Below are 21,829 nucleotides of genomic sequence, written 5' to 3'. Positions count from 1 at the left end.
AAGAGTCAATTTTAAAAGTCAATTAAAAAAAACCAAATAAAATGAAAAATACAATTTTAATATTTATGATAACTTTTTTTGGTTTCTCAGTAGAAGCTCAAGAAGTTAAAAAAAGTAAAAATGCAAAACATAGTTTTGAAGTTAATGGAAATTGTGAAATGTGTCAAAAACGAATTCAAAAAGCAGCGTTAAGTGTTTCGGGTGTAAAGTCTGTGATTTGGAATGTGCAATCCCATCAATTAGATTTAATTTTAAACGAGCAAAAAAGTTCCGTTTTAGAGGTTAAAAAAGCCATTGCTAAAGTTGGTCACGATTCCGATGATATAAAAGCTACAGATTTAGATTATAACAATCTACACGGATGTTGTGTTTATGAGAGAAAATAATTTTTAAAAGCCTTGAAATTTTTCAGGGCTTTTTTCTTTAAATTATGTTAATAAAATCGAAACAAAATTAAAAAACAGTATTTTCGTGATATGAAATATTTTACTGGTATAGTTTTGTTTATTTTCATTCTAGTTCAATCAGCACCAAGTATTATTAGTTTGTTCGATTGCGAGAAAGAATTGTCTATTTCTATGGTTGAAGAAGAAAAAGCAAAAGAGGAGAAAGCACTTAAAGCCGAATTTGTATTTTCACAAAACCAAGAAATGCTTTTCTTTTTAAGAAATTATTCAAATAAAAATCTTTCAAAATATTTAATAAAAGAATATCAAGTAGTTACTTCAATTGATATTCTTCCGCCGGAACAAGTTTAAAGTATATTTTTTTCAGAAACTCAAAATCTCTTTTTTGAGTTAAATTTTATTTTAAATTTTCAGGTATTATGACAAAAAAAACAAATCTTTTTGCCAACCTTAACTCAGATTTCGCATCTGGGTTAGTGGTTTTTTTAGTGGCTTTGCCACTATGCTTAGGTATTGCGCTTGCAAGTGGAGCGCCATTATTTTCAGGAATTATCTCAGGAATTATAGGTGGAATTATAGTAGGGTTTTTAAGTAAATCTCATTTATCTGTTTCAGGTCCAGCAGCTGGATTGACAGCTATTGTATTAACTGCTATAACAACTTTAGGGGATTTTAGATTGTTTTTGTTAGCGGTTTTTATAGCAGGGATTTTACAAATTATTCTAGGATTTATCAAAGCGGGAAGTATTTCTAGTTATTTTCCTAACAATGTCATTGAAGGAATGTTGGCAGGAATTGGGGTAATTATCTTCTTGAAACAAATTCCACACGCTGTAGGTTACGACAAAGATTATGAAGGAGATTTATCTTTTTTACAGTCTGATGGTGAAAACACATTTTCGGAACTTTTCGCAGTATTAGGAAACATACAATTGGGCGCAGTAATTATTACAATCGTTTCCTTGTCAATAATAATTATTTGGAACAAAGTACCTTTTCTAAAGAGTTTGAAGCTTGTTCCAGCAGCATTAGTAGCGGTGATTTCAGGAATTCTTATCAATCAATTTTTTATAAGTTCAGGGAGTAATCTGGCCATTTCTGGAGAGCATCTGGTAAACTTACCTGTGCCAAAATCGTTAGGGGAATTTCAAAATATTTTTATTTTACCTGATTTCTCTGGAATAAGTAACAAGCAAGTTTGGACAGTTGCAGTTACAATTGCTATTGTGGCTTCAATAGAAACGTTGCTATGTATTGAAGCTGCTGATAAAATGGATATTCATAAGCGATATACAGATACTAATGTGGAACTAAAAGCACAAGGCATTGGAAATGTTGTAAGTGCTCTTTTAGGTGGTTTGCCTATGACTTCTGTTGTGGTTCGTACCACCGCAAATGCATCCGCTGGAGCACAATCTAAGATGTCCGCAATTATTCATGGTGTTTTATTATTAGTTTGTGCGGTTTCAATTCCTTTTTTGTTGAATAAAATTCCACTTGCGACTTTAGCAGCAATTTTATTATTAATAGGGTACAAGTTAGCCAATCCTAAAACACTAAAACATTTTTTCGAAAAAGGGAAATATCAGTTTATTCCATTTATTGCGACATTGTTAGCGGTTGTTTTTACAGATTTATTAAAAGGTGTAGCTTTAGGAATGATAATAAGTGTTGTTTTCATTCTAAAAGGAAATATGCAACGTGCTTATAAATTTAGAAAAGAAGAATTGCATGATGGTGACGTTATTCATGTTGATTTGGCACAAGAAGTTTCTTTTTTAAATAAAGCAGCAATCAAATCTACTTTGGCTTCTATTCCAGAAAATTCAAAAGTAATTATAAATGCTACTGAGACTGTTTATATTGCCCACGATGTGTTAGACTTGATAAAAGATTTCAAAAAAATAAGATCTAAAGAGGAAAACATAAAAGTAAAATTAGTTGGTTTCAAAAAAGCGTACGGTTTAGTAGATACTGGCGAAGAAGAAAAGCACGTTTTTGTGGAGCATAAGAGTTAGTGAATTCAATCATAATCACGCTACAATGAAAATAGTCAATATAATAGTGCTGTCTTTTTGTTTTTATAATCTTTCTTTTTCTCAAAAATCCGATACAGGAAATTGGTTGATTTACTTTGGAAACCAAAAAATTAACGAAAAATGGAACTGGCATAATGAAGTGCAATATCGAAATTACAACTTTATAGGCGATACCAATCAATTGCTTTTGCGAACCGGAATTGGTTATAATTTTACAGAGAATAACAACAATTTATTGTTAGGATATGGGTTTATAAATACACAAAGATATACTTCGAATTCCGATCAAAAAACAGATTTAAACGAGCATCGAATTTATCAACAGTTTATTACCAGACAAAATACTGGCAGCGTTTTTGTTCAGCATAGGTATCGAATAGAAGAGCGATTTATTGCTGATGATTTTCAGATGAGATTCCGATATTTTTTAGGTATAAATATTCCTATCAATAAAAAAACACTAGAAAAAAATGCCATTTACCTTTCTGCATACAATGAAATTTTTATAAATGCAGAAAAACCATTGTTTGACAGGAATCGACTTTATGGTGCTTTAGGATTTGTTATCAATAAAGATTTTAAAGTTGAAGCTGGTTTTATGGCACAAACACTGGAAAACTCAAATCGCAATCAATTTCAAATTGTGATTTTTAATAATTTACCATTATAAAATTAAAAAATTATGAAAACATTAAATAAAGAAATGCAAGAAGCCATAACACCTTCAATGGCGATAGATATTTTAAAAGAAGGGAATAAAAGATTTATGAATAATTTAAAAGCCAACAGAAATCTTTTACAACAAGCAAACGAAACCTCTGATGGACAACACCCTTTTGCGGTAATTTTAAGTTGTATTGATTCGAGAACATCGGCTGAACTTATTTTTGACCAGGGTCTTGGAGATATTTTTAGTGTGCGAATTGCTGGAAATATAATTAATGAAGATATTTTAGGAAGTATGGAATTTGCATGTAAGGTCGCAGGGTCAAAGGTTATTGTTGTTTTAGGACATAGCAAGTGCGGTGCAGTAAAAGGCGCTTGCGATCATGTTGAGATGGGAAATTTAACAGCTTTATTAAGCAAAATTCAACCAGCTGTTTACGACGAAAAATCTGAAACCGAAAACAGAAGTTCCTCTAATGCTGCATTTGTCGAAAAAGTGGCATCAATAAATGTAAAGCGAACAGTAAGTGCAATTATGGAAAGGAGTCCAATACTAAAAGAAATGATTCAAAATGGTGAAATTGGGATTATTGGCGGAATGCATAATATTGCCGATGGGGAGGTTACTTTTTATGCGAACTAATAAAAAAAGAGTAGTTTTATACCTTAAAAAGAATTTAAAATAGATGGATGATTTTTATAAAAAAATATTAGACAATAATAAAAAATGGGTCGAAAGTAAACTAGTTCTAGATAAAGATTTTTTTAATAATTTATCAGAAGGACAAACGCCACCATTATTATGGATAGGATGTTCAGACAGTAGAGTACCTGCAAACGAAATTACAGGAACACAAGCTGGCGAAGTTTTTGTGCACAGAAATATTGCTAATATGGTTATTCATACCGATATGAATATGTTAAGCGTTTTAGATTATGCCGTAAATGTACTCAAAGTAAAACACGTTTTGGTTTGCGGTCATTACGGTTGTGGTGGTATAAAAGCTGCAATGGGTAATGATTCTGTTGGAATTATCGATAACTGGATTCGACACATAAAAGATGTTTACCGTCATCATCAAAAAGAATTAGATGCAATTATGGATGAAAAAGAACGATTTAATAAGTTTGTTGAAGTCAATGTAAAAGAACAAGTTTCTGATTTGGCCAAAACATCTATTGTGCAGAATGCTTGGAAAAACGGTCAAGAACTCTATTTGCACGGTTGGGTTTACGGTTTGAATTCGGGTTATGTAACCGACTTAGGTGTCAACTATAGTTCTAATGACGATTTAGACGATGTATATCAACTAAATATTTAAGATTAATTTATTGTAATATAATAGGGCGAATGTGCTAATTTTGGTACATTCGCTTTTTTTAATGGAAGTTTAAAAGTAGTGTATGAGTAATTTTGATTGGAAGCAATTGTTTAATCCTGAGTTTTATATTCTTTTAGAATTTAGTGGTGTAAAAATTGGATTAATTGTAGTTTTGTTTATTGTTTTTGCAGAAACGGGATTGTTGGCTGGTTTTTTCTTACCAGGAGATAGTTTGCTGTTTTTAGCTGGAATTTATAGCGAAACTTTAATGCAGCAAATCTCATTAGGCAATCAGTTTTTAAACGTTTCATTACTAGCTTCATTAGTCGCTGCTTCTGGAATTTTAGGAAATATGTTTGGGTATTGGTTTGGATCCAAAAGCGGGACTTATTTATATAATCGAAAAGATAATTTCTTATTCAAAAAAAAATACTTACTTGATGCCAAAGATTTTTTTGATAAATACGGTAGCAAGGCCATTATTTTTGCTCGTTTTATACCAATAGTGAGAACATTTACACCAGTGATTGCAGGAATAGTATTTATGGACAAAAAAAGATTTATGTTTTTTAATATTATTGGTTCTTTTTTGTGGGCATTCACAATGATATTTGCAGGACATTACTTGTATCAGTTATTTTTGGAGAAATTTCATATCGATTTAAAACACTACATTGAGTTTATTGTTCTTGGAATTATAGGTGTGACAACATTACCTGTATTAATCAAAATTTTGACTAAATCATCAAATAGAGAAGAATAATTTAGAGCATAAAAAACCCGTCAAAATTTAATTTTGACGGGTTTTTTATATTAAGGTAATTTTGTACTTTTAAAAAGATTACATCATTCCTGGCATACCGCCACCGTGAGAATGTCCAGCAGGACTTTCTTCTTTGATTTCAACTAAAGCACATTCGGTAGTAAGTATCATCCCTGCAACCGAAGCTGCGTTTTCAAGAGCTACACGAGTTACTTTTTTAGGATCTATAATTCCAGCTTTAAGCATATCTACATATTCGTCGGTTTTAGCATTGTAGCCAAAATCACCTTTTCCTTCAGCAACTTTTGCTACTACAACAGAACCTTCAAGACCTGCATTTTCTACAATAGTTCTCAAAGGAGATTCTACTGCACGAGATACAATTTGAATCCCTGTTGCTTCATCAGCATTATCAGCCTTTATTGACGTTAAAACTGATTTAGCTCTCAATAATGCTACACCACCACCAGCAACAATTCCTTCTTCGACAGCAGCGCGAGTTGCGTGAAGCGCATCATCCACACGGTCTTTTTTCTCTTTCATTTCCACTTCAGAAGCAGCTCCAACATAAAGAACTGCAACGCCGCCAGCTAGTTTAGCCAAACGTTCTTGTAGTTTTTCTTTGTCATAATCAGAAGTTGAAGCTTCCATTTGACCTTTAATTTGGTTGACACGATTTTTAATCATATCCGCTTCGCCAGCTCCGCTAACAATAGTGGTGTTGTCTTTGTCAATAGTTACTCGTTTTGCTGTTCCAAGCATCTCCAGAGTAGCATTTTCTAGTGTGTAACCTTGTTCTTCAGAAATTACAGTTCCGCCAGTTAAAATAGCAATATCTTCCAACATAGCTTTTCTTCTGTCTCCAAAACCTGGCGCTTTTACAGCTGCAATTTTTAAAGCACCACGTAATTTATTTACAACTAATGTTGATAAAGCTTCCCCATCTACATCTTCAGCAATAATTAATAATGGTTTACCAGATTGTGCTATTGGCTCCAAAACAGGTAATAATTCTTTTAATGAAGAAACTTTTTTATCATATAATAGGATGTATGGACTTTCCAGTTCTGCTTCCATTTTTTCAGGATTGGTCACAAAATAAGGAGATAAGTATCCCCTGTCGAATTGCATTCCTTCTACAACATCTACATAAGTATCTGTTCCTTTAGCTTCTTCAACGGTAATTACACCTTCTTTTCCCACTTTTGCGAAAGCATTGGCAATTAATTCACCGATTACTTCGTCATTATTTGCAGAAATTGATGCAATTTGTTTTATTTTCTCAGAATCGCTTCCTACAACCTTAGCTTGTTTAGTCAAGTCGGCAACAATAGCCTCCACCGCTTTGTCTATTCCACGTTTCAAATCCATTGGATTGGCTCCAGCAGCAACGTTTTTTAATCCTTCTTTTACAATAGCTTGTGCTAAAACGGTTGCAGTTGTAGTTCCGTCTCCAGCCAAATCGTTGGTTTTTGAGGCTACTTCTTTTACCATTTGAGCCCCCATATTTTCTAATGGATCTGCTAATTCTATTTCTTTTGCTACGGTAACACCGTCTTTGGTAACGGTTGGTCCGCCAAACGATTTCCCAATAATTACGTTACGGCCTTTAGGACCAAGTGTTACTTTTACTGCATTTGCCAAAGCATCAACGCCACGTTTTAATCCATCACGTGCTTCAATATCAAATTTTATATTTTTTGCCATTTTACTTTTTATTTGTTGATTCGTTAATTTGTGTATTTAATCTTAGATGATGGCTAGTATGTCCTCTTCTCTCATAATCAAATAATCTTTTCCTTCTAATTTTAATTCTGTCCCAGCATATTTTCCGTAAAGGACAGTGTCACCAATTTTAACTGTCATTGTAAGGTCTTTGGTTCCGTTTCCTACGGCAACTACAGTTCCTTTTTGAGGTTTTTCTTTAGCAGTGTCTGGAATGAATATCCCTGATGCAGTTTTTGTTTCGGCAGCTACGGGTTCTATTAAAACTCTGTCAGAAAGTGGTTTGATATTTAATGCCATTTTAGTATTTATTTAGTGTTATTTGTGTTTATTATAGATTTCAGAAATTATGCCAATACGTTTAAACTGACAATTTATCCTAAAAAAAATGCCAGCATTGACAAGCTGGCATTTTAATATTTTAAAAAATATTATTTTTTTGTTTCTTCTGTTGAAGCAGGTTTTTCAGTTTCTACAGCATCTGGTTTAGCTGTGGTAGTAGTTTCTGGTTTTGTTTGAGTTGCAGTTGGAATAGCAGGTGCTTTTATGGCACTTTCATCTATTACTTTAGAGCCATTGCTGCCCAAATTCCCTGTAAAGCTTAAACTTGATAATAAAATCAATACAATCAATGCTCCTGATAAATACCATGTGCTTTTATCTAAAAAGTCTGTCGTTTTTTGAACGCCCCCCATTTGAGTTGAACCTCCTAATGAAGATGATAATCCTCCACCTTTAGGGTTTTGAACCATAATAACTACGATTAATAAAAAACAAACTATTGTTATTAAAACTAAAAAAATTGTAAATGTGCTCATTGTTTAACTATTGTTATTTTGTTGTAACGTTTTTATGTCTGAAATTCGGATTGCAAAGTAACTACTTTTTTCTGGATATTTCAAAATTAATATTTCATAAGCTTGTATTGCTTTGGCATATTTTTTTTGTTCTAAATAAACCTTGGCTAAGGTTTCGGTCATTAAGTATGATGTTTCCTCTTGTTTTATAGCAATTTCAGTAGTTTTTACATCTTTGTTTATAGGAGGGATTTTAGGATTTGCCTCTATAAATTTATCAATTATTTCTAATTTTGTACTTAAATTATTATCTGGAAGTTTATTTTCCGGGCTATTTTCTTCTCTAATTATGGGTTTTATCTTGGATAATTGTAGCCATTCTTGAAAAGAATGTGTTTCAGAAGTATTAAAAACTAGTGGTTTGTTTAATTCTAATTTTTCTTCAAGGGTTTTTGGAAGTTCTTCTTTTTCTTCAACTGATTTTGTATCCTCGATATTGGGTGTTTCAGGTTTTACAAGACCTTCATTTGAAACATTTATCGAAGAAACAATAGAGTTTTCTAATGTGTTATCATTCGGAATTTCTTTAATAACGGCACTATCTATAACTTGAATATCTAATATTTTGGCTTCTTTTTCTTCATAAAACCCTTTTTGAATTCCAACAAAATTTTCGGAGATTATGAATTCAAACAATACACTTCTATCTGTTGAGTGTGCAGCTGTGGTTTTTAAACATTGATTGTATTTGAAGCTATCCTGCTTGAACAAGCCTTTTAAATGCAAGCTTCTTGCACTTTGAAAATAGGGAAAATCTTCTAGAATTTTTTCAATAGCAATAACCTGTAATGGATTTACAGCATTGGGTCTATTAAGGAGATAGGTATAGGTAATAATGTTCATTTTTTTACCATTTTGCTAATGTACCATTAAAAATATCCTGAGTAATTCGTTCAAAAATGATGTCTAAAGATTTTTTTAGTTGCGCTCCAGTTGCTTGTTGTGTTCCGTCAAAATCATCAAAATGCGAAAAACGTTTTTCAAAATCTTCTTCAGGTTTATTTTTATTCGAAAATCTAACATTTACAGTAATTGAAAGCCTTGTTTGAGCAGCTGTGTTTTCAGACGTGGCTGACATTGCGCTAAATCGATATTCAACAATTTCTCCTTCATAAACTAAATCTGCATTGGAAGTTGTAGCATTCAGATTGGTCTGATTTTGAACAATGTCTTGAAGTTTTAATGTAAAATCTCTATCTATTCCTGGTTCTACAAGTTCTGAAATATTCTGAAAATAATTGACTTGAAATGTTTTAGCATCAATTTTTCCAGTTCCAGTGAAGTTGTAAACCGAACAACTATTGAAAGTGAAAATTAACATTAAAAAAAATAGGTATTGTGTGTATTTCATTTTAAAATTTAAAAAAATCAAAGATATTCAAATAATTATAAAATCATAATCGATTAAAGGTCAAACTGTTTTATTTTTCTATATAAAGTTCGCTCTGAAATTCCAAGCTCATCTGCTGCGGCTTTTCTTTTTCCTTTATTTTTTTCTAATGATTTTTTAATCATTTCTATTTCTTTTTTGTCGAGTTTTAAGATTTCTTCTTCTTCCTCTTCGATGGTTTCTGCAAATTGGAATTCTTCGTTTTCGTCAAAATCATTTTCAGTGTTGGAACTCTCAAAAACTGCGTTTAATGGTTTTTCTTCAAACGAAATTTCACTTTCATTTTCATTTGAGCCATATATTTTCTGAATCAAATTAGTATTAATTTCTTGTACGTTTGCAGATCCATTCTTCATTAACTCCAAAGTCAGTTTTTTCAAATCGTGCAAATCACTTTTCATATCAAAAAGCACTTTGTATAAGATGTCTCTTTCGGTAGAAAAATCACTTTCCGATTTTTTATTCTTGATAACCGATGGCAAATTGCTTCCTTCTTGTGGTAAATAAGACAACAAGGTATTGCCAGAAATTTCTCGATTGGTTTCTAAAACAGAGATTTGTTCCGCCATATTTCGCAATTGACGAATATTGCCTGACCAACGAAATTTTTGCAAAACCGAAACAGCATTTTCATCTAATTTCAATGGTGGCATTTTATATTTTTGAGCAAAATCGGCAGCAAATTTTCGGAAAAGTAAATGAATATCTTCTTTTCTGTCACGTAATGCAGGTAACAAAATTTCAACTGTACTCAATCTGTAATACAAATCTTCACGGAATTTCCCTTTTTCGATAGCATCAAATAAGTTAACATTAGTAGCAGCCACAATCCGAACATTGGTTTTTTGCACTTGGCTTGAACCTACTTTTATAAATTCGCCATTTTCTAAAACACGAAGCAATCTTACTTGAGTAGTTAATGGTAATTCGCCTACTTCATCTAGAAAAATAGTTCCGCCATCAGCAACTTCAAAGTAGCCTTCGCGTGTTCCCGTTGCACCTGTAAAAGCTCCTTTTTCGTGACCGAAAAGTTCACTATCAATAGTTCCTTCAGGAATAGCACCACAGTTTACGGCAATGTATTTGCCGTGTTTTCGGTGAGATAAAGAGTGAATGATTCTAGGAATATTTTCTTTACCCACACCACTTTCCCCAGCTACTAAAACTGAAATATCAGTTGGAGCAACTTGTATTGCTTTTTCGATGGCACGATTGAGTTTTGAATCGTTTCCAATAATCTCAAATCGTTGTTTTATACTTTGAACTGTTTCCATATGTCATTGCGAGGCACGAAGCAATCTCATTTATAAATTTCTAATTTTTAATTCGTGGTTAATATTTTCTAATTCATCCCACTCAAACCAACCGCATTTCCCTTCAAAGTTCCACTTGTACAACTTTCAATCTTTACATTCACAAAATCACCAATTTTATAATTCTCTTTTGGAAAAACAACCGTAATACTTTGCGAATTTCTACCAGAAAACTCATCTTTTGATTTTTTTGAAACTTTTTCAACTAAAACCTCAACCGTTTTTCCTATAAATTCTTCACTACGTTGCCAAGCGTGTTTTTGTTGTAAATCTACAATTTCTTGCAAACGTCTTGCTTTTGTTTCCTCCACCACATCATCTTCCATTTTGCGTCCAGCTAGTGTGCCTGGACGTTCAGAATACGAATACATATAGCCAAAATTGTACTTTACATACTCCATTAACGATAAAGTATCTTGATGATCTTCTTCCGTTTCAGTAGGGAAACCAGCAATCATATCTTGACTAATCGAAGCATTTGGAATTATTTTTCTAATTGTATCAATCAACGTCATATATTCCTCACGCGTATGCAAACGATTCATTTCTTTTAATATTCTGTTGCTTCCCGATTGCACAGGCAAGTGAATGTGTTTGCAAATATTGGGATATTTTGCAATAACGTGCAACACACTTTCATGCATATCTTGCGGATTCGAAGTCGAAAAACGAATTCTCATTTTTGGAAAACCAACGGCAACCATTTCTAATAATTGGTCAAAATCGACAGCTGTTGCTTTTTGCATTTCGGTAGCATTGGCAAAATCTTTTTTCAAACCGCCACCATACCAAAGGTAACTATCCACATTTTGTCCCAAAAGCGTAATTTCTTTAAAACCTTTGTCCCACAAATCCTGAATTTCACTCATAATGCTTTGTGGTTCTCGACTACGTTCCCGCCCACGAGTAAAAGGCACAACGCAAAACGTACACATATTATCACAACCACGAGTGATGGAAACCAACGCTGTAATTCCGTTGCTCATCAACCGAACAGGCGAAATGTCTCCATAGGTTTCATCTTTGCTCAAAATCACATTAATTGCATCACGACCTTCCTCGACTTCAGCAAGTAAATTTGGCAAATCCTTATAAGCATCTGGACCAACAACCATATCCACAATTTTTTCTTCGTCCAGAAATTTTTCTTTCAAACGTTCCGCCATACAACCCAAAACCCCAACTTTCATTGTAGGATTGGTTCTTTTTACAGCGTTGTATTTCTCTAAACGTTTTCTAATAGTTTGTTCGGCCTTATCTCGAATCGAACAAGTATTTACTAAAACCAAATCGGCTTCTTCCAAAACTTGAGTAGTATTGTAACCGTTGTTTGATAAGATGGAAGCTACAATTTCGCTATCCGAAAAATTCATAGCACAGCCATAACTCTCAATAAAAAGTTTTTTTGTGTTTTCTAGTTTAGTATCAAGAACTAGACTTTGTCCTTGTTTATCTTCTTCGTGTTCCATATTTTTCATTCTGAAGGCAAAGATACTACTAAATTAGAATATGTGACAAGATGGCAGTTGTGATTTAACAAATTTTTTTGTCACACTGAGCTTGTCGAAGTGTGGAGCCGTTTCCAGCTTTCTGTTTCAATCTTTTGTTCAAAAAACCTTTTTTTTGCAAGGCTTTGCAGGAACTTCCGTTGGTCGTTCTGCAAAACCAGCAAAAAATAGTTTTTCTCTCAAAAGGATTTCCACTGCAATCGGGGCTAAAACCAGTATGGTAGCAAAAAGGATTTTATTAAATTCAATACAAAATCTCAATATCTAAAAAAAACTTCTACTTTTGCCAAATCAATAAAAACGTATGGCAAAGAATTTAGTAATAGTCGAATCACCTGCAAAGGCAAAAACAATCGAGAAATTTTTAGGTGCAGATTTTCAAGTCGAGTCCAGTTATGGACACATTGCAGACTTGCCATCCAAAGAAATTGGTGTTGATGTATTAAATGGTTTCAAACCCAAATACGAAGTTTCTGCAGACAAAAAAGCGTTGGTTGCCAAGCTAAAAACACTAGCCAAAAATGCCGATATGGTTTGGCTAGCAAGTGATGAGGATCGAGAGGGAGAAGCTATTTCGTGGCATTTGTCAGAAGAATTAAAGCTAGATCCTAAAAAAACAAAGCGTATTGTTTTTCACGAAATTACTAAAACGGCTATTCTAAAAGCAATCGAAAATCCTCGTGAAATTGATTATAATTTAGTCAATGCACAACAAGCACGTCGTGTTTTAGACAGATTAGTGGGATATGAATTGTCGCCAGTATTATGGCGCAAAATCAAAGGCGGACTTTCGGCTGGACGTGTACAATCGGTTTCAGTACGTTTAATTGTGGAACGGGAACGAGAAATTATCAATTTTAAAGCAGTTGCTTCCTATTCTGTTCAAGCAGAATTCGTTAATGAATCAGGAAAAGCATTCAAAGCCAAATTGCCTAAAAATTTTAATACTAAAAAAGAAGCCGAAGATTTCTTAAACAAAAATATTGGCTCTATATATAAGGTAGGAGATTTAGAAACCAAACCTACAAAAAAAACACCAGCCGGACCATTTACAACGTCAACTTTACAACAGGAAGCGGCTCGTAAATTGTATTTGCCCGTTGGAATCACAATGCAATTAGCACAACGTTTGTATGAAGCTGGACTCATAACCTATATGAGAACCGATTCGGTAAATCTTTCTAAAGACGCAATGGAAGCAGCGCAAGCCGAAATTATTTCTTCCTATGGAAAAGAATTTTCTAAACCTAGAACATTTACAAATAAAAGCAAAGGAGCTCAAGAAGCTCACGAAGCTATTCGACCAACAGATATGTCACGACATACTGTAAATATTGATAAAGATCAAGCACGTTTGTATGATTTAATTTGGAAAAGAACTTTAGCTTCACAAATGAGTGATGCCGAATTGGAACGTACCAATGTCAAAATTGAAGCGAATAATCACAAAGAATTGTTTACCGCTTCAGGCGAAGTTATCAAGTTTGAAGGATTCCTAAAAGTATATCTAGAAGGGAACGATGACGATGATGAAGAACAAGAAGGAATGTTGCCATCGCTAAAAGTAAACGAAAAACTACAAAATAATTACATCACAGCAACCGAACGTTATTCGCGAGCTGCTGCAAGATATACCGAAGCTTCTTTGGTGAAAAAATTAGAAGAATTAGGGATTGGTCGTCCATCAACCTACGCACCAACTATTTCAACCATTATCAACAGAAATTATGTTGAAAAGGGAAGTTTGGATGGTCAAGAAAGAAACTACACACAGCTAACGCTTCAATCTGGAAAAGTAGGGGAGAAGTTGCTCAAAGAAAATACAGGTTCCGACAAAGGAAAACTGGTTCCGACGGATATTGGAACAATCGTAACCGATTTTTTAGTCAAAAATTTCGATAACATTTTAGATTATAATTTTACTGCCAAAGTCGAACAAGATTTTGACGAAATCGCCGAAGGAAATATTGAGTGGGCAAAAATGATGCAAGAGTTTTACGACAAGTTTCACCCAACGGTAAAAGATGTAGAAGCCAACGCAGATAGAGAATCTGGAGAAAGAATTCTTGGAACAGATCCAAAATCAGGCAAGCCAGTTTCGGTTCGTTTAGGGAAATTTGGTCCTATGGCTCAAATTGGTGCGCCAGACGACGAAGAAAAAACGTTTGCAAGTTTACTTAAAGAACAAAACATTGGAAACATTACTTTAGAAGAAGTATTAAATTTATTTTTGTTACCAAAAAATTTAGGGAACTACAAAGGGGAAGAGGTAGAAGTTTCTAACGGACGTTACGGTCCATTTATTCGTTTTGGCGCAATGTTCGTTTCTTTGCCAAAAGGAGAGGAGCCTTTAAATGTAGATTTAGATCGAGCGCAAGAATTAATCGATGAAAAATTACTCGCAGATGCACCAGTTGCTGTTTACAAAGGAGAAGGCGTTCAAAAAGGGACAGGTCGTTTTGGACCATTCCTAAAATGGAACGGAATGTTTATCAATGTAAGTACGAAATATAATTTTAATGATTTATCGCAACAAGATATCGAAATGATAATCGAAGATAAATTACAAAAAAATATAGATAAAGTAATTCACAACTGGGAAGCAGAAGGCATTTTGGTTCAAAAAGCACGTTGGGGAAGATCAGAAATTTTGAAAGGTAAAATCAAAATTGAATTAAGCAAAGATGTCGATGCTACTAAATTGACATTAGCCCAAGTGCAAGAAATGATTGAAAAGAAAGCACCTGCAAAAAAAGTAGCTGCAAAAAAGCCAGCAGCAAAAAAAACAGTAGCTAAAAAAGCAGTAGCTAAAAAGAAGTAATATATGGCATTGGATTTTCTAACACCATTAAATTCTGAAATTCTAGATTTTGTAAGCAACTTGTCTTCACAACATCTAGGCAGTAAAATTGTGTTTCATACTAAAGATGATTTTCCAGATTTAAAGAAAATTAAAATTGCAATAATAGGTGTTCTGGAAAATCGTGGAATTGAAAATGATTCCAAGCCTGTAAATTTAAATCACATTCGTAAGGAATTTTTTGGTTTGTATCCTGGGAATTGGAATATTTCAATAGGGGATTTAGGCGATATTCAAGCAGGAAATTCCAAGGAAGATACTTATTTTGCACTGCAAAAAATAACAAGCCTACTGCTTAAAAATGATGTTTTTCCAATAGTCATAGGGGGAACGCAAGATCTGACTTATGCAATGTATAGGGCTTATGATGACTTGGAACAAATGGTTAATATTGTTTCAATTGATAGTAAATTTGATATTGATACCCATTCAGAAACTATAAATGCTAATTCTTTTTTGTCAAAAATCATAGCCAATGAACCAAGTAATTTATTCAATTTCAGTAATGTTGGATTTCAAACCTATTTCAATTCACAAGAACAAATAGATTTAATAGATAAACTCTATTTTGATGCCTATAGATTAGGCGATGTTTCTAACAATTTAACCTTGTCAGAACCCGTTTTTCGTGATGCAGATTTAGTGAGTTTGGATTTATTGTCAGTAATGTCTTCATATTCAGGAAATTTTACTAATTTTGTCCCCAACGGATTTTCTGGAAAAGAAGTATGTGTTCTAGCTAGATATGCAGGAATTAGTGACAAAGTTTCTTCTTTTGGACTCTTTAATCATAATAATTCTATACAAGAATCAGTTTTAATATCCCAGGTTATATGGTATTTTGTTGAAGGGTTTAACTGTCGTTCTCACGAATACCCATTTGGTACTAAAGAAAATTATTTTAAATACACAGTTACACTAGAGGAAGATTTAATTTTTTACAAGAGTAATATTACAGAAAGGTGGTGGATTGAAATACCATTATTGTATAATTCAAACAATAAAGTAAAAAAAATGACGTTATTTCCATGTTCGCAAGAAGATTATATATCAGCTTGTAATGGTGAAATTCCAGAAAGATGGTGGAAAGCACAAAGAAAAAATAGTATTTAACATATATTTAAGAATTAAAATATTGCGTAATTTTAACTAAAATTAATTTTTTTAAGGTTTTTTTAATAAAAAAATTGTTTTTTTGAAAATAAATAAATAGGTTTACGCCCTTAAAACTTATGAATACATACATAACCCAAATTTATATGAAGAAGTTCATTTTATTAGCAGTATTAGTTTTAGTATTGTACAGCTGTGGTTCAGGTGACCAAGGAGAATTAGTAGGAGTAAAAGGTAAAGCTTGGAATCCAGAAAAACCACTTGGAATGACATTGATTCCGGGAGGAGCCTACATTATGGGTAAATCAGATGATGATTTAGCTAATGTTCAAGATGCGCCAACTAAAACAGTTACAGTGCGTTCATTTTATATGGACGAAACGGAAATTACAAACAGTGAATATAGGCAATATATTTATTGGGTAAGAGATTCAATTGTAAGAACGCGTTTAGCGACTTCTGCAGATGAATTAGGGCAAAAAAATGAAGATGGTAAATCATCTAAGGGAGGTAGTATAGCTGATTATGCTTTCGTGGATGCGGATACTACAAATATGAGTGTGTATGATAAATACATGTATGACAATTATTTTAGCGTTGGAACTGGAGACGATCCAAATGCTGGAAGAAAACTGAATAAGAAAGTTGCTTTGAAATGGAATCAATCTCAATATCCAGATGAATACTATACAGAAGTAATGGATTCTATGTATATTCCGGCTGAAGAGGCATACAATGGACTAAGAACAATTGATGTCGATAAACTGAAATTCAAATACACTTGGATGGATATTCAGGCAGCTGCAAAAGCTAAAGCAGGGAAACGTAAAGAGTTTATTAGAAAAGAAGAAGTAAAAGTATATCCTGATACTACTGTTTGGATTAAAGATTTTGCCTATTCTTATAATGAGCCTATGCATAATGATTATTTCTGGCATCAAGCATACAGTGATTATCCTGTAGTTGGTGTTAACTGGAAACAAGCAAAAGCATTTTGTGCCTGGAGAACTTTATATAAAAACGAGAATAGAAAGAAACGCCGTATGGAAAATGTAAACTCATTCAGATTGCCTACTGAGGCAGAATGGGAATATGCTGCTCGCGGAGGTATAGAATCAGGAACATATCCTTGGGGAGGGCCTTATGCTAAAAATGATAGAGGTTGTTTCTTAGCTAACTTTAAGCCAAATCGTGGAGATTACGCCTCAGATACCGCTTTATATACTGTAGAAGCGCAATCTTTTGAAGCTAATGATTATGGTTTGTATAATATGGCAGGTAATGTTTCGGAGTGGACGGATTCATCTTACGATCCTTCAGCTTATGAATATTTATCTACAATGAATCCGAATGTATCTGATCAGAGTAATATGCGTAAGGTGTTAAGAGGTGGTTCTTGGAAAGATGTTGCTTATTATCTTCAGGTTAGTACACGTGATTTTGAATATGCAGATACTGCAAGAAGCTACATAGGTTTCCGTACAATTCAAGATTATATGGGTACTAATGTTACTGGAAACTCAGGAAAATAAAACCAAACTTTATTATTATATTTAACTTAACTAAATTTTATTATTATGGCATTATTAAGCAAAAAAGCAATGAATTTCGCTTACGGTATGGGAGCGGCAGTAGTAATTATCGGAGCATTATTTAAAATTACTCACTTTGAGTTGGGTCCGTTAACGGGAACATTAATGTTGGCTATTGGTTTGTTAACAGAAGCTTTCATTTTTGCATTATCTGCATTTGAACCTGTTGATGAAGAGTTAGATTGGACGTTGGTTTATCCTGAATTAGCAGGAGGGGATTCAACAAAATTAAAATCTAAAAAAGAAGAAGCTACTGAAGCGCAAGGTTTGTTGTCTCAAAAATTAGACGCAATGTTGAAAGAGGCTAAAATTGATGGTGAATTAATGTCAAGTTTAGGAAGTAGTATCAAAAACTTTGAAGGAGCTGCTAAAGCAATTACTCCAACTGTCGATGCAATGAATTCTCAACGTAAATATGCTGAAGAAATGTCAATGGCGGCTGCGCAAATGGAATCTTTAAATAGTTTATATAAAGTACAATTAGAAAGTGCTTCACGTAATGCACAAGCTAATTCTGAAATTGCTGACAATGCTTCAAAATTGAAAGAACAAATGCAATCTATGACGTCTAACATTGCTTCATTGAACAATGTATACGGTGGTATGTTGTCTGCTATGAGTAACAAAGGATAATTAGTTTTTAACTAAAAATTTATTTTATTAACAAAACTAATTAAAAAAAAATGGCAGGAGGAAAATTAACCCCTAGACAGAAGATGATTAACCTGATGTATCTGGTTTTCATCGCAATGTTGGCAATGAATATGTCAAAAGAAGTATTATCTGCTTTTGGACTGATGAACGAAAAATTTGAAAATGCTAACACTTCTTCAAGTAAAACCAATGAAGAGATGTTATCTGCATTAGACCTTAAAGCTTCTGAAGCAAAAGGAGAATTTGCAGTAGCTGCAACTACTTCGCATAAAGTAAAAGATATATCTGAAGCCTTCTACAAGTACATTGAATCATTAAAGGGAGACGTTTTAAAAGGATTTGAAATTGATCCTGAAACTGGTAAGTTACCTTACGAGGCTATGGACAAAGGTGATAATATTGACAATTGGTTTACAGGTGAAGGATATACTGCTAAAGGTAGCGAGATAATTGCAAAAATTACTAAGTTTAAATCTGATATGAAAATGGCTCTTGGTACTGAAAAGAAATATGCTCCACTTTTAGCTGATTTAGACAAGAAATTTGACGTTTCAGATGTTGCAAACAAAGAAGGCTTAAAAGATAAGTATTTAGCTTATCATTTTAAAGGTTTTCCTGCTGTTGCTTCTGTAGCAAAATTATCGGCTTGGCAAAATGATGTTAGAAAAGCGGAGTCTGATACTTATAGTATTGCATTAGGAAAAGCGGCTGTACAAACAGCTTCTTTAAATAATTATCAGGCTATAGTTGTTTTAGATAAAAATGCCTATTTTCAAGGTGAATCTGTAACTGGTAAAGTTGTTTTGGGTCGTTATGACGAAAACACGAAGCCAACTTCATTTTCTGGACCTGGTAAAATTGTAAATGGTCAAGCTGTAATTTCTATGACTGCTGGTGGTGTTGGAGAACAAAACATTAACGGTCAGTTTACTTTCTTAGAAGACGGGAAAACTATTCCACTTAAATTTGCTGGTAAATATGTTGTAGTTCCAAGACCAAATTCTGCTACTATATCCGCTGACAAAATGAACGTGGTGTACCGTGGTGTACCTAACCCAATGACTATATCTTTTGCTGGTGTGGCTTCAAACAATGTAAGTGCTTCTGCTCCTGGTATGTCAAGTGCTGGTGGTGCTGGAAAATACACATTAAATGCGGGTTCTGGTAGTACTGTTATGATTAATGTTAGTGCTAAATTACCTGATGGTAAAACAGTTTCTGATAAAAAAGAATTTAGAATCAAAGGTTTGCCTGCTCCAACTGGAAAAATCCGTGGTGATGTAGCTGCCAAAGGGCCAAAATCTAATTTAGAAGTATGTACTATTACAGCAGTTATGGAAGATTTTGATTTTCCTGTAACTGTTAATGTTACACAATTTAATATTAAAGTTCCTGGACAACCTACAATAGTAGTTTCTGGAAGCAAAATGGATGGAAGAGCTCGTTCTGCTATTCAAAAAGCAACTAGAGGTGATGTAGTAGTTATCTCGGAAATTAAAGCTAGCTTCTCTGGTATCAATCAGATTGCTAAAAGGGTTTCAACTTGTACTTTTGAAGTACAATAATTAGTTTAAGAATACGTTTTAATTCTATAAACTTTATACATAAAATTATGAATTGGAGAAATTTAGTAGTAGTTGTTATTATATGTGCTGGAAGTTTGACTTCTTTCGCTCAATCTAATTTGTTGAACGCTAAAGTTCCTACTGAAATAGGAATTAAATCTAAAGCACAACTTTTAAAAGATAATGACAAACCTTTAGAATATGGTTATGTGGGTGACCGTGACATCTTAATGTCTAAAAAAACTTGGGAAATCATTGATCTTGACGAAAGAATCAACTTTCCTTTGTATTACCCAATTGATACAGGTAGTATTGGTAATGATCGTCGTTCATTATATGATGTCTTAATTAAAGGTATCAAATCTGGAAAAATAACAGAAGTATATGCTGATAGTTATTTTAAAGAAAAACGTACTTTAAAAGATATGGAAAAATCTTTTAAAAGAGTTGATACTACTGATGCAGGGCGTGAAGAAATGAACGTTGATATTGATGCGTTTAAGTCAAGAATTGTAGAAACTCCTATTTTTGAGAAAAAAGGGAAAAAGAAAGTAAAAGTTGGAAGTAAAATGGATACCATTGTTGCTTCTAAAACTATCTCTCCTGAGTTTATCACAACTACAGAAATTTCTTCTCAAGATGTATCTGATTATAAAATTGTTGGTTTATGGTATTTTGACAAGCGTCAATCAGATTTACGATACAGAATACTTGGGATTTGTCCTATTATTCCAGATGTTTATACAATGGATAAAGAAGAAAAAGAATATATCGATTTGTTTTGGGTTTTCTATCCTGGAGCTCGTGAAATTTTACACGAGTGGAAAGCATTTAACGATAAAAACTCTTCAATGCCTATTAGTTATGATCATATGTTGAATACAAGACGTTTTAATGCTACTGTTTATAAAGAAGAAAACGTGTATAACGACAGAGAAATTACAGATTATATGAAAGACAATGCATTAATGCAGTTGATAGAATCGGATAGAGTTAAAGACAAAGTTCGTAATTTCGAGCAAGATATGTGGAATTACTAATATAAATTTCTCCAATTATATAAAAAACTCTTACCATTTTGGTGAGAGTTTTTTACTTTTGTGCTATGGTTGATTATCTCATTGTTGGTTCTGGAATTGCTGGAATTTGTTTTGCTGAAGTAGCTTTGCAAAACAATAAATCTATTTTGGTTTTTGATAACAACTCTCAAAACTCTTCCAAAATTGCTGGGGGCATTTACAATCCTGTAATTCTAAAACGCTTTAGCGAAGTTTGGAATGCATCAGAGCAAATCAAATTCCTCAATACTTTTTATCCTCAAATGGAATCGAGATTAAATAAACAAGTTGATTTTAAAATGCCCGTCTTACGAAAGTTCTTTTCTATTGAAGAACAAAACAATTGGTTTGTAGCCTCAGATAAACCTAATTTAGCTCCTTTTCTGTCTAATGAAATCGTTCATAAAAAGTATAGTGGTATTGAAGCTCCTTTTGGTTTTGGCGAAGTTCATCATACTGGTTATGTTGATACTAAGGAATTGCTAATGCAATACCATAAGTATTTAGCGACAAACAATTGTTTTGTTTCAGATACTTTTGATTATTCTAAACTAACAATTCACAGCAATTACATAAAATATGAAACTATTGTAGCCAAGCATATTATTTTTGCTGAAGGTTTTGGTTTGCATTCCAATCCATTTTTTAATTATTTGCCACTTGATGGCACCAAAGGAGAGCTTTTTATAATCAAAGCGCCAAATCTTAATTTGGATTGTATATTGAATTCTAGCGTGTTTATTTTGCCTCTTGGTAATGATTTATTTAAAGTTGGTGCAACATACAATTGGAAAGACAAAACAAATGCAATCTCTGAAGAAGGAGAGCAAGAATTAATTGAAAGAATTCAGGAGTTGCTGAATTGTGATTTCGAAATTATTCAGCATTTTGCAGGAATTCGACCTACAGTAAAAGACCGTAGACCTCTTGTTGGAGTTCATCCTCAACATAATAATGTATGCATTCTTAACGGATTAGGTACTCGTGGTGTTATGCT

At 33.2% G+C, this 21,829-nt stretch carries 21 protein-coding genes; 14 read left to right on the top strand and 7 right to left on the bottom strand.

Annotated elements, in window-relative coordinates; genetic code table 11:
* Positions 1-41 precede the first annotated feature (41 nt).
* From RMO70_RS03275 to RMO70_RS03245, 7 genes are all read left to right on the top strand, one after another.
* A complete protein-coding gene (locus RMO70_RS03275; protein ID WP_310554993.1) occupies positions 42-386 on the top strand; it encodes a metal transporter in 345 nt (114 codons plus the stop codon).
* 90 nt (positions 387-476) lie between these two features.
* Positions 477-758, top strand: a complete 282-nt coding sequence (locus RMO70_RS03270; RefSeq protein ID WP_310554992.1) for a hypothetical protein — start codon at positions 477-479, stop codon at positions 756-758.
* A gap of 68 nt (positions 759-826) precedes the next feature.
* The gene (locus RMO70_RS03265) at positions 827-2,425 is read left to right on the top strand and encodes a SulP family inorganic anion transporter (protein ID WP_310554991.1); all 1,599 of its coding nucleotides are present in this window, start codon (positions 827-829) and stop codon (positions 2,423-2,425) included.
* Positions 2,426-2,450: 25 nt separating this feature from the next.
* The gene (locus tag RMO70_RS03260) at positions 2,451-3,116 is read left to right on the top strand and encodes a DUF2490 domain-containing protein (RefSeq protein WP_310554990.1); all 666 of its coding nucleotides are present in this window, start codon (positions 2,451-2,453) and stop codon (positions 3,114-3,116) included.
* 12 nt (positions 3,117-3,128) lie between these two features.
* Positions 3,129-3,755, top strand: coding sequence for a carbonic anhydrase family protein (locus RMO70_RS03255; protein ID WP_310554989.1), 627 nt, complete (start codon positions 3,129-3,131; stop codon positions 3,753-3,755).
* A gap of 43 nt (positions 3,756-3,798) precedes the next feature.
* Positions 3,799-4,434 (top strand): carbonate dehydratase, encoded by a 636-nt coding sequence (can, locus tag RMO70_RS03250; RefSeq protein ID WP_310554988.1) that lies wholly within the window; start codon positions 3,799-3,801, stop codon positions 4,432-4,434.
* Between the two features lie 82 nt (positions 4,435-4,516).
* Entirely contained in the window at positions 4,517-5,197 is a 681-nt protein-coding gene (locus RMO70_RS03245) for a VTT domain-containing protein (RefSeq protein WP_310554987.1), read from the top strand.
* A gap of 78 nt (positions 5,198-5,275) precedes the next feature.
* Here RMO70_RS03245 and groL read toward each other — a convergent pair whose 3' ends face one another.
* The 7 genes from groL to miaB all read right to left on the bottom strand — a co-directional run bounded on the left by groL (position 5,276) and on the right by miaB (position 11,951).
* The gene (groL, locus tag RMO70_RS03240; RefSeq protein ID WP_310554986.1) at positions 5,276-6,904 is read right to left on the bottom strand and encodes a chaperonin GroEL; all 1,629 of its coding nucleotides are present in this window, start codon (positions 6,902-6,904) and stop codon (positions 5,276-5,278) included.
* A 42-nt stretch (positions 6,905-6,946) separates the two neighbouring features.
* Positions 6,947-7,222, bottom strand: a complete 276-nt coding sequence (gene groES, locus RMO70_RS03235) for a co-chaperone GroES (RefSeq protein ID WP_310554985.1) — start codon at positions 7,220-7,222, stop codon at positions 6,947-6,949.
* Positions 7,223-7,353: 131 nt separating this feature from the next.
* Positions 7,354-7,740 (bottom strand): preprotein translocase subunit SecG, encoded by a 387-nt coding sequence (gene secG, locus RMO70_RS03230; RefSeq protein WP_310554984.1) that lies wholly within the window; start codon positions 7,738-7,740, stop codon positions 7,354-7,356.
* Between the two features lie 3 nt (positions 7,741-7,743).
* The gene (locus RMO70_RS03225; RefSeq protein ID WP_310554983.1) at positions 7,744-8,622 is read right to left on the bottom strand and encodes a tetratricopeptide repeat protein; all 879 of its coding nucleotides are present in this window, start codon (positions 8,620-8,622) and stop codon (positions 7,744-7,746) included.
* A gap of 4 nt (positions 8,623-8,626) precedes the next feature.
* The gene (locus RMO70_RS03220) at positions 8,627-9,130 is read right to left on the bottom strand and encodes an LptE family protein (protein WP_310554982.1); all 504 of its coding nucleotides are present in this window, start codon (positions 9,128-9,130) and stop codon (positions 8,627-8,629) included.
* A 53-nt stretch (positions 9,131-9,183) separates the two neighbouring features.
* Positions 9,184-10,443, bottom strand: coding sequence for a sigma-54 dependent transcriptional regulator (locus RMO70_RS03215; protein ID WP_310554981.1), 1,260 nt, complete (start codon positions 10,441-10,443; stop codon positions 9,184-9,186).
* Between the two features lie 68 nt (positions 10,444-10,511).
* Entirely contained in the window at positions 10,512-11,951 is a 1,440-nt protein-coding gene (gene miaB / locus RMO70_RS03210; RefSeq protein WP_310554980.1) for a tRNA (N6-isopentenyl adenosine(37)-C2)-methylthiotransferase MiaB, read from the bottom strand.
* A gap of 343 nt (positions 11,952-12,294) precedes the next feature.
* On the opposite strand from miaB, the gene topA reads away from it, so the two are divergent.
* The 7 genes from topA to RMO70_RS03175 all read left to right on the top strand — a co-directional run.
* On the top strand, positions 12,295-14,811 hold the full coding sequence (topA, locus tag RMO70_RS03205; protein ID WP_310554979.1) for a type I DNA topoisomerase: 2,517 nt from the start codon (positions 12,295-12,297) through the stop codon (positions 14,809-14,811).
* A gap of 3 nt (positions 14,812-14,814) precedes the next feature.
* Entirely contained in the window at positions 14,815-15,963 is a 1,149-nt protein-coding gene (locus RMO70_RS03200) for a formimidoylglutamase (protein WP_310554978.1), read from the top strand.
* Between the two features lie 146 nt (positions 15,964-16,109).
* A complete protein-coding gene (gene gldK, locus RMO70_RS03195) occupies positions 16,110-17,495 on the top strand; it encodes a gliding motility lipoprotein GldK (protein WP_310555026.1) in 1,386 nt (461 codons plus the stop codon).
* Between the two features lie 45 nt (positions 17,496-17,540).
* Complete coding sequence (gene gldL / locus RMO70_RS03190; protein WP_310554977.1) at positions 17,541-18,188, top strand: gliding motility protein GldL; 648 nt, start codon at positions 17,541-17,543, stop codon at positions 18,186-18,188.
* Between the two features lie 50 nt (positions 18,189-18,238).
* A complete protein-coding gene (gene gldM / locus RMO70_RS03185) occupies positions 18,239-19,774 on the top strand; it encodes a gliding motility protein GldM (RefSeq protein ID WP_310554976.1) in 1,536 nt (511 codons plus the stop codon).
* Positions 19,775-19,821: 47 nt separating this feature from the next.
* Positions 19,822-20,814, top strand: coding sequence for a gliding motility protein GldN (gene gldN, locus RMO70_RS03180; protein WP_310554975.1), 993 nt, complete (start codon positions 19,822-19,824; stop codon positions 20,812-20,814).
* Between the two features lie 65 nt (positions 20,815-20,879).
* Positions 20,880-21,829, top strand: a 950-nt coding sequence (locus tag RMO70_RS03175; RefSeq protein WP_310554974.1) for an FAD-dependent oxidoreductase, incomplete at its 3' end; no start/stop codon positions are given.

Origin of the sequence: Flavobacterium sp., from assembly GCF_031422135.1 — a bacterium.
Classification (GTDB): Bacteria; Bacteroidota; Bacteroidia; order Flavobacteriales; family Flavobacteriaceae; genus Flavobacterium.
The sequence above is the reverse complement of the archived record's forward strand: the minus strand, read 5'-3'. Positions and strand labels throughout refer to the sequence as shown.

What these genes read in the sequence shown, in the direction of transcription:
- groL (WP_310554986.1), bottom strand. Translation starts at nt 6,904, where the DNA reads ATGGCAAAAAATATAAAATTTGATATTGAAGCACGTGATGGATTAAAA.
- RMO70_RS03260 (WP_310554990.1), top strand. Translation starts at nt 2,451, where the DNA reads ATGAAAATAGTCAATATAATAGTGCTGTCTTTTTGTTTTTATAATCTT.
- RMO70_RS03270 (WP_310554992.1), top strand. Translation starts at nt 477, where the DNA reads ATGAAATATTTTACTGGTATAGTTTTGTTTATTTTCATTCTAGTTCAA.
- RMO70_RS03225 (WP_310554983.1), bottom strand. Translation starts at nt 8,622, where the DNA reads ATGAACATTATTACCTATACCTATCTCCTTAATAGACCCAATGCTGTA.
- RMO70_RS03200 (WP_310554978.1), top strand. Translation starts at nt 14,815, where the DNA reads ATGGCATTGGATTTTCTAACACCATTAAATTCTGAAATTCTAGATTTT.
- can (WP_310554988.1), top strand. Translation starts at nt 3,799, where the DNA reads ATGGATGATTTTTATAAAAAAATATTAGACAATAATAAAAAATGGGTC.
- RMO70_RS03265 (WP_310554991.1), top strand. Translation starts at nt 827, where the DNA reads ATGACAAAAAAAACAAATCTTTTTGCCAACCTTAACTCAGATTTCGCA.
- RMO70_RS03245 (WP_310554987.1), top strand. Translation starts at nt 4,517, where the DNA reads ATGAGTAATTTTGATTGGAAGCAATTGTTTAATCCTGAGTTTTATATT.
- secG (WP_310554984.1), bottom strand. Translation starts at nt 7,740, where the DNA reads ATGAGCACATTTACAATTTTTTTAGTTTTAATAACAATAGTTTGTTTT.
- RMO70_RS03275 (WP_310554993.1), top strand. Translation starts at nt 42, where the DNA reads ATGAAAAATACAATTTTAATATTTATGATAACTTTTTTTGGTTTCTCA.
- gldK (WP_310555026.1), top strand. Translation starts at nt 16,110, where the DNA reads ATGAAGAAGTTCATTTTATTAGCAGTATTAGTTTTAGTATTGTACAGC.
- miaB (WP_310554980.1), bottom strand. Translation starts at nt 11,951, where the DNA reads ATGGAACACGAAGAAGATAAACAAGGACAAAGTCTAGTTCTTGATACT.
- RMO70_RS03255 (WP_310554989.1), top strand. Translation starts at nt 3,129, where the DNA reads ATGAAAACATTAAATAAAGAAATGCAAGAAGCCATAACACCTTCAATG.
- gldL (WP_310554977.1), top strand. Translation starts at nt 17,541, where the DNA reads ATGGCATTATTAAGCAAAAAAGCAATGAATTTCGCTTACGGTATGGGA.
- gldM (WP_310554976.1), top strand. Translation starts at nt 18,239, where the DNA reads ATGGCAGGAGGAAAATTAACCCCTAGACAGAAGATGATTAACCTGATG.
- RMO70_RS03215 (WP_310554981.1), bottom strand. Translation starts at nt 10,443, where the DNA reads ATGGAAACAGTTCAAAGTATAAAACAACGATTTGAGATTATTGGAAAC.
- topA (WP_310554979.1), top strand. Translation starts at nt 12,295, where the DNA reads ATGGCAAAGAATTTAGTAATAGTCGAATCACCTGCAAAGGCAAAAACA.
- gldN (WP_310554975.1), top strand. Translation starts at nt 19,822, where the DNA reads ATGAATTGGAGAAATTTAGTAGTAGTTGTTATTATATGTGCTGGAAGT.
- RMO70_RS03220 (WP_310554982.1), bottom strand. Translation starts at nt 9,130, where the DNA reads ATGAAATACACACAATACCTATTTTTTTTAATGTTAATTTTCACTTTC.
- groES (WP_310554985.1), bottom strand. Translation starts at nt 7,222, where the DNA reads ATGGCATTAAATATCAAACCACTTTCTGACAGAGTTTTAATAGAACCC.